Source organism: Simplicispira piscis (assembly GCF_054783455.1).
The window spans coordinates 101406-108715 of sequence record NZ_BAAGQN010000022.1; the positions used below are offsets into that span (position 1 = coordinate 101406).

Sequence of the window (7310 nt, forward strand, 5' to 3'; positions counted from 1 at the left end):
AAGCTGCTAACGCTTGTCAGTAGGGCGTTAGAGGCTAATTTTGCTTAAAACTATCCCTTGAGCCAGCCACGCTTTCTGAAATACCACATCGGCCCCAGCGCGCTGGCCACCATCAGCGTCAGCACGTAGGGGTAGCCCAGGCTCCAGTCGAGCTCGGGCATGTACTTGAAGTTCATGCCGTAGATGCTGGCAATCAAGGTAGGCGGCAGCAGGGCCACGCTGGCCACCGAAAAGATCTTGATGATCCTGTTCTGGTTGATGTTGATGAAACCGACCGTGGCATCCATCAAGAAGTTGATCTTGTCGAACAGGAAGGCGGTGTGGCTGTCGAGCGATTCGATGTCGCGCAGGATCTGCCGGGCTTCTTCGAACTGCTCGGCGTTGAGCATTTTGCTGCGCATCATGAAGCTGACGGCGCGGCGTGTGTCCATCACGTTGCGGCGGATGCGCCCGTTCAAGTCTTCCTGGCGTGCAATGGCGCCCAGCACCTCGCCCGCGCGTTCGTCGGTCACATCGCCCGATAGCACTTGGGTACTCACCTTTTCCAGGTCGTCGTAAATGCCTTCGAGTGTGTCGGCCGAGTATTCTGCGTCGGCGTCGAACAGTTTGAGCAGCACCTCGCGGGCGTCCTCGATGAGGCCCGGTGCGCGGCGTGCACGCAGGCGCAGCAGGCGAAAGACCGGCACGTCCTCGTCGTGGATCGAGAACAGCACACCCTTGCTTTTCAGGTTGGGATTGGTCAGGTTCAGAATGAAGGCCACGCGCACCGAGCGCGGCTTGTCGTGGTCGTCGATCAGGAAGTCGCTGCGGATGTGCAACTCGCCGTTGTCTTCTTCGTAAAAACGCGCCGACTCTTCGATGTCCTCGTCCATCGCATCTTCGGGAATGGACAGGCCGTAATACTGCGAGACCCAGCGTTTTTCGTTGATCGTCGGAGATTCCAGGTCCACCCAGATGGGCTGGAATTTGGACAGCTCTTCGAGCGACTCGATCTCTTCCTGAACGAGGCGCCCATTGGCAAGCGTGAAGATGTTGAGCATGGCTCACTCCCTGTGTATGGCGGCTGACAGCGGGGGCTTGGGTCGCTTTCAGCCCCGCCAATGGCCTGGGAGCTGAAAGCTATCGACTGGGATAGGCTTCCATGGAATGTTCTCCAAAATCTGAACCGGTGATTATCGCACCGCAGTGTGACGGTTGCATGCCGGGCACGGTCGATGCGCGGGCCGTCAAGCCGAAGTCGTTGGTGTTTGCGCCAGGCTGCGGGCAAGGCACAGATCGGCCCAGGCTCCGGGCTTGGCATGGGGGGCGCGCAGCAGGTACGGTGCATCGTAGGTCACGACAGCAGGAACCCCAGCCACCGAGTGGGCCTGGCCCCGCAACTGGCCCAGGGGGACACTGCGCTGCAGAACGGTGTGGGCTGCGCCCCGCCCCAGGAGCAACAGCACCGACGGGTGCAGGCGGGCGATGGCCTGGGCCAAGGCCTTGTCGGCAGGATCGGCATCGGCGGTGGCGGTGGCGGTGGCGGTGGCCGGTGGCGATAGTGCGCACAGGTATACGCGCGGATGCCGGTGCAATTGCAGGGCGTGCAGCATATTGCACAGCAGGCGGCCAGCATCCCCGGCGAAAGGGTCGTCGTGCGGCGAACCTTCGGTCACTACCAGCCAGCAGGCGCCCAGCGCGGACGGGGTGTGCTGCGGGTCTGCCCCAGGGAACAGCGCGCGCGGTGGGTGCAGCACCCACCCCAGAGAAGCGGGGGCGGGGTCTGGCGCGGCGGCGGCCGGTGCCTGCGGTGGGCGTGCCCGGGACTGCGCAGGGGGTGGCGGGCTTTCCTTTGCAGGCGGGGGCTGTGCCGCCACCACGGGCGAAGCCGCTGCGGCAGCGACCACGGGGGTGTCTGCTTGCGCGGGCCACCACACGCGGACCCCCATTTCCTGCAGCATGGCCCGCTGGCGAGCGTCGAGAGGCATGTTCATAGCGGACGGCTCATCACCACGGCATCTTCACGCTCGGTGGTGGTGGAAGGGTAGTAGCGCTTGCGTTCGCCCACGCGCCGGAAACCGTTGGCCTCATAGATGTGGCGTGCGCGCTGGTTGCTGACCCGCACCTCCAGCCACAGCCACTGGGCTCCCTGCCCACGCGACCACAGGGCGAGGGCGTCCAGCAGCACCTGCGCCCAGCCCTGGCGCTGGAAGGCGGGGGCAACGGTCAGGTTCAGCAAATGCACCTCATCCACGCCCAACATGCCGACGAAATAGCCCAGGATCTGCTCATCGCCCATCAGCAGCTGAATCTGGTAGTCACTGGCCATGGCGTCGATGAAATTGCCGCGCGTCCAGGGGTGGGGGTGGGCGCGTTGCTCCACGTCCAGCAAGGCGTCCAGCCGGGCCAGCGTCAGCGACTCGAAACGCGCGGGAGGCGTGTTGTGGGCGAAGGACAAGGCAGACGCACTCATGGCTTATGCCGGCGCTACCTGCGCCGCCTTGACCGCCGCACGCTCGACCGTGGTCTGGGCTACTTTGTCACGGATGTAGAGCGGCAGGGCCCCTGCAGCCTGCACGGCGTGGCCCGCCGCCAGCAGGCTGGGCGCCAGGCGCAGCAGGGCCGTGGCGGTAGGCAGGGCATGCACATGGTGCGCACCGGGGGCCAGTCGCTCGCCATAGGCGCCCTGGGCATTGCCCGCCACGGTCCAGCCGGGCGCAACCTGCACCCCTTCGGGGGCGCTCAGGCCCAGCGTGTCTCGGCTCTGCCATGCGCCTGCCTGCCATTGGTAGTGGGCCACATAGACCTCGTTCATGCGGGCGTCCAGCACCGCCACCACATCGCAGCAACCGTGCGCGTGGCGCGCCTGCTCGGCCACGGCGGCCAGGGTATCGATGGGCAGCACGGGAATACCGCGCCCTGCGTTGGCACCCCAGGCCAGCCCCTGTGCCACGGCGCAGGCGGTGCGCAGGCCGGTGAAAGAGCCCGGTCCGCGCCCGAAAACGAGTGCGTCGAGTTGCCCCAGGTCCAGATCGGCCTCGTCCAGCAGCTTGCGCACGCCCGCGATGAGGCTGATCGAAGCCTGGGCACCGCCCGGGCCGCTGTGTTCCCACACGCGATCGCCGCGCTGCACGGCGATGGACAGGGTCTCGGTACTGGTGTCGAAGGCAAGAAAATTCATGGAGCCGAAAAGGGAAGGCACGCCCCGGGCGCGCAACACCCCGCAGGATACCCGCACTCGATCGCGCCGCGAAGCGGGTGCGGGGAGAAGCATGCAGGGGTCAATTATCTGCGGACGGGGCGATAGACTTGCTGTATGAATCCTGTGCCCTGCCGCTGTTTGCTGCCGTACCTGCGGTCTTTGTGTGTGATGCTGGTGGCCGCTGCCGGATTGGCGGGAGCCCAGCCGCTGGCGGCGCCAACCCCCGGCCCTTTGCCGCCCGCAGTGGAGGCCGCTTTGGCCCGCGCGCGGCTGCCGCGCGATGCGCTGTCGGTGCTCGTGGTCGATGCCCAGGACAGCCGGGCGCCTGCGCGTCTGTCGTACCGTGCCCAGGTGCCGGTGAACCCGGCCTCGGTCATGAAGCTGGTGACTACCTACGCCGCACTGGACCAGCTGGGCCCGGCATACACCTGGAGTACGCCGGTGTATGTGGAGGGGGTGGTGCGGGGTGGCAGCCTCAAGGGCAATGTCTACATCCGGGGGCAGGGAGACCCCACATTGGTCATGGAGCGCCTGTGGTTGCTGCTGCGGCGCCTGCAAGGCCAGGGCATCCAGGTCATCGTAGGCGACATCGTTCTGGACCGCAGCGCCTTCGATCTGGCCGGGCACGATCCAGCGCTTTTCGATGGCGAGCCCCTGCGCCCCTACAATGCCGCGCCCGATGCGCTGCTGGTGAACTTCAAGTCGGTGGTGATGGGCTTTGTGCCCGATCCCGGCGCAGGGGTGGCGCACATCCAGTACGACCCGCCGCTGTCGGGCGTCCAGCGTCCGGAAAGCGTAGCTCTGGCCACTCCCGGTGCGGGCTGTGGTGACTGGCGCGGGGCGCTGCGTGCTGACCTGAGCGATCCGGTGCGTACCGTCTTCCAGGGCGCTTACCCTGCTGCCTGTGGCGAGCGTAGCTGGGCCGTCGCCTATGCCGACCCGCAGGCTTTTGCCGCCCGTGCTGTGGAAGGCATGTGGCGCACGCTGGGGGGCAAGCTCACCGGCAGTGTGCGTGACGGCAAGGTGCCTGCCGGGCTGCAGCCGGTCTTTAGCGCGACCTCGCCGGCGCTGGCCGAGGTGGTGCGGGACGTCAACAAGTTCAGCAACAACGTCATGGCCCAGCACGTCTTCCTGACGCCGGCGCTGCAAAAGAACGGTGTCGCCACCTGGGACGGTGCCCGCGAGGTACTGCGCCAATGGTGGCGGCAACGTTTTGGTACTGAGGGACAGCCCATCACCGACAACGGCGCTGGATTGAGCCGCGAGGCACGGATCAGCGCACAGGCACTGGGCCGCATGCTGCAGGCGGCATGGCAGTCGCCCGTGATGCCGGAGCTGGTGGCCTCCCTGCCGGTGGCCGGTATCGACGGCACCCTGCGGCGCAGCAAAAGCCGCACGGGTAGTGCACACCTCAAAACCGGCAGCTTGCGCGATGTGCTGGCCGTGGCTGGGTATGTGCATGCAGACGATGGACGCCGCTATGTGCTGGTGGCGATCGTCAACCATGCCCAGGCGGTGGCTGCACGGCCTGTGCTCGACGCTCTGATCGACTGGACGGCGGGCACTCCGTAGTGCCCCCTGTTTGCATGCTGATTCGGAGGCGCGCACGGTGATCGACTCCATCCGCGCCGCACGCGCTGCAGCGCCTTCGGTCGGGGCCAGACTGTCGGGCAAGGTGATGTCCACAGGCTATTCGCAGGGAGGACATGCCTCCATGGCGGCCCAGCGGGCGGCCGAGCGGGACCATGCTTCCGAATTCAACGTGGCGGCGGGGGCCCACCTGGCCGGGCCCTACAACCTGTCGGGATCGCTCAAGCTGCCCGATGCCATTGCCGACTTTCAGTTTTTCGTACCCTACCTGGTGGAAAGGCCCCTACCGATCCGGCTTCGGCGGCGTTTGCCGCCTACTACGGGAGTTACCACGGTACCTATGAGCCGCCGTTCTGCCATGCGCAGGCGCGTGCGCTGTTCGATGCGGTGAAATAAGCCGCACAACGGCCTTTTTCAGGCTTGCATCTGCCTGCCGTCGCCCACCACCGATTTGCACGCCGACGGTGGGCGGTGTGCCGTAGGTGCAAAACCACATCCGTACTTACCCGCTAAAATTTCCAGACGCCTCGCTGTAACATTTGCGACAAATAGAACGGGCGTTCTATTTTTCATTTTCAGGAGTGAAAAGCATGGGTTACCAGCGCAAGGCATTGTGGATTTCTCTGGCGGCAGCGTGGGTGCTGGCCGGTTGTGGCGGTGGCGGATCGGATACCGAGCCGGTGGCACCGGTCAAGACCATCAAGGTCATGGGTGACAGCCTGGCCGACAGCGGCACCTTCGGGCTCAAGTTCACCGTGCAAGGAGACGCACCTACGGGCGCTGGCTCCACGCCTATCTGGCCCGAGCGCATTGCCAGCAGCTACGGCACCACGCTGTGCCCGCGTTACGTGTTTACGGGCACCGCGTTCAACAACGCAAGCGGCTGCACCAACTATGCGGTGGGCGGCGGGCGTATCAACAACTTCACGGCACCGACATCGCCCGTATCGATCACCCAACAGATCAGTGACGCGGGCGCTGAAGGCTTTGCCGCCAGTGACCTGCTGCTGATCGACGGCGGCGGCAATGATGCAGCCGATCTGGTCGGCGCATACCTCTCAGCCTCCAAGGACGGTGGTGCCAGCTACAGCGCCGTACTCAAGACCCTGCTGCCGCCCGCTACGGTGGATGCAGCGCTGGCCGGTGGAGCCGCGGGAATGGCCCAGGTGGGGGGCGCCTACATGATGGCCTTGGCCGACAAGTTCCATGGCGCCATTGACACCAATGCACTGAACAAGGGCGCGATGCGCGTGGCCGTGCTGAACATGCCTGGCATCGACCAGACGCCGCGCCTGCAACAGTTGCTCGGTGGCATCGCTGCCACGGCAGGTGCTGCAACCAGTGCACAGGTGCAGGGGTTGGTGAAAGCCTGGGTCGAGGCATTCAACAAGCAGTTGGCTGCCCGCTTTGCCGGCAACAGCAAGGTGGTGGTGGTGGACTTCTACACCTCGCTGAACGACCAGGTCGCGAAACCCGAGCAATTTGGCCTGACCAATGCCAAGGGCACGGCTTGCCCGATCACCGGCGTGGGTGGCGATGGTTTGCCCACATACACCTTCCCCACCTGCACTGCCGCAGCGCTATCGGCCATGACGCCGCCAGTCGGCGCCACGGGTGGAGCTGACTGGTGGAAGACCTATGCCTTCTCCGATAGTTTCCACCCCACTCCTTATGGCCATCAGTTGCTGAGCCAGCTGGTTTCGCGTTCGCTGGCCCAGGCAGGCTGGCTGTAAATGTCGTTGCAAGGAACATCCATGAAAACCAACAAAACCATCGTCTGGATCGCCGGCGCCGCCCTGCTGGCTTGTGCTGGCATGGCACAGGCGCAAACCGTCGGTAGCTGGCTGGTGCGTGGCGGCGTGACGCATATTTCTCCCCAGGTCAGCAGTGGTGACCTGTCGGCCCCGAGCTTTACTGGCACCAAGGTCGATGTACTGGCAGACACGCAGCTGTCTGGCGGTATCACCTACATGGTCACCAACCATTGGGCCGTCGATGTGCCCCTGGCATTGCCCTTCAAGCACGATACCGTGGGCGCCGGAGCGATTGCGGGTGTCGGCAAGATCGGGGAGGTCAAGGCACTGCCCATCACCGTATTTGCGCAGTACCGCTTTTTGGAGGCTGACGCCAAGGTGCGCCCCTACGTGGGCCTGGGGCTGACCTATGCCAAGTTCTTCAAGGAACGCGGCACGGCGGCCTTGACCGGCCTGACCGGCGGGACCCCCGCAAACCCTACACTGCTCAGCGCAGAATCCAAGTTCGGTCTCACGCCGCAGATCGGCGTGAACATCGCCTTGAACGACCGCTGGTTCGTAGACCTTGCGTACTACAAGACCTTCGTCAAGACGCGCAACACGCTCTCGACCGGACAGCATATCGACGTCAAGCTCAACCCCAACACATTTACCGTCGGGATCGGCTATCGTTTTTGACCTTAAGGTCGGTTCGCACAACAAAAAACCGCCTTGGAGGCCAATGCCAGTCAGTTAAGACGGCAGCTTACCCCGGGCAGGTAAAAAGGGAGCATGTTCGTCATGCT

Annotated in this window: 8 protein-coding genes; 4 read left to right on the top strand and 4 right to left on the bottom strand. The window is 64.7% G+C overall.

Features of this window, described 5'->3' with window-relative positions; all coding sequences use genetic code 11:
* Positions 1-50 precede the first annotated feature (50 nt).
* From corA to tsaB, 4 genes are all read right to left on the bottom strand, one after another.
* Positions 51-1040, bottom strand: coding sequence for a magnesium/cobalt transporter CorA (gene corA, locus ACYVOC_RS16025; protein WP_116005211.1), 990 nt, complete (start codon positions 1038-1040; stop codon positions 51-53).
* 186 nt (positions 1041-1226) lie between these two features.
* Positions 1227-1973 (bottom strand): uracil-DNA glycosylase family protein, encoded by a 747-nt coding sequence (locus ACYVOC_RS16030; protein ID WP_116005210.1) that lies wholly within the window; start codon positions 1971-1973, stop codon positions 1227-1229.
* Complete coding sequence (gene rimI, locus ACYVOC_RS16035; RefSeq protein WP_116005209.1) at positions 1970-2452, bottom strand: ribosomal protein S18-alanine N-acetyltransferase; 483 nt, start codon at positions 2450-2452, stop codon at positions 1970-1972. The genes ACYVOC_RS16030 and rimI overlap by 4 nt, the downstream gene beginning before the upstream one ends.
* A 3-nt stretch (positions 2453-2455) precedes the next feature.
* A complete protein-coding gene (tsaB, locus tag ACYVOC_RS16040; protein ID WP_116005208.1) occupies positions 2456-3160 on the bottom strand; it encodes a tRNA (adenosine(37)-N6)-threonylcarbamoyltransferase complex dimerization subunit type 1 TsaB in 705 nt (234 codons plus the stop codon).
* Positions 3161-3349: 189 nt separating this feature from the next.
* On the opposite strand from tsaB, the gene dacB reads away from it, so the two are divergent.
* The 4 genes from dacB to ACYVOC_RS16060 all read left to right on the top strand — a co-directional run bounded on the left by dacB (position 3350) and on the right by ACYVOC_RS16060 (position 7203).
* A complete protein-coding gene (dacB, locus tag ACYVOC_RS16045) occupies positions 3350-4753 on the top strand; it encodes a D-alanyl-D-alanine carboxypeptidase/D-alanyl-D-alanine endopeptidase (protein WP_233521261.1) in 1404 nt (467 codons plus the stop codon).
* 10 nt (positions 4754-4763) lie between these two features.
* Entirely contained in the window at positions 4764-5162 is a 399-nt protein-coding gene (locus ACYVOC_RS16050) for a lipase family protein (RefSeq protein ID WP_347708424.1), read from the top strand.
* 199 nt (positions 5163-5361) lie between these two features.
* The gene (locus ACYVOC_RS16055) at positions 5362-6504 is read left to right on the top strand and encodes an SGNH/GDSL hydrolase family protein (protein ID WP_116005206.1); all 1143 of its coding nucleotides are present in this window, start codon (positions 5362-5364) and stop codon (positions 6502-6504) included.
* 21 nt (positions 6505-6525) lie between these two features.
* Positions 6526-7203, top strand: coding sequence for an OmpW/AlkL family protein (locus ACYVOC_RS16060; protein WP_233521169.1), 678 nt, complete (start codon positions 6526-6528; stop codon positions 7201-7203).
* The last annotated feature ends 107 nt before the right edge of the window (positions 7204-7310 follow it).

Coding starts and splice junctions, on each gene's coding strand:
- corA (WP_116005211.1), bottom strand. CDS start 1,040: ATGCTCAACATCTTCACGCTTGCCAATGGGCGCCTCGTTCAGGAAGAG.
- ACYVOC_RS16030 (WP_116005210.1), bottom strand. CDS start 1,973: ATGAACATGCCTCTCGACGCTCGCCAGCGGGCCATGCTGCAGGAAATG.
- rimI (WP_116005209.1), bottom strand. CDS start 2,452: ATGAGTGCGTCTGCCTTGTCCTTCGCCCACAACACGCCTCCCGCGCGT.
- tsaB (WP_116005208.1), bottom strand. CDS start 3,160: ATGAATTTTCTTGCCTTCGACACCAGTACCGAGACCCTGTCCATCGCC.
- dacB (WP_233521261.1), top strand. CDS start 3,350: ATGCTGGTGGCCGCTGCCGGATTGGCGGGAGCCCAGCCGCTGGCGGCG.
- ACYVOC_RS16055 (WP_116005206.1), top strand. CDS start 5,362: ATGGGTTACCAGCGCAAGGCATTGTGGATTTCTCTGGCGGCAGCGTGG.
- ACYVOC_RS16060 (WP_233521169.1), top strand. CDS start 6,526: ATGAAAACCAACAAAACCATCGTCTGGATCGCCGGCGCCGCCCTGCTG.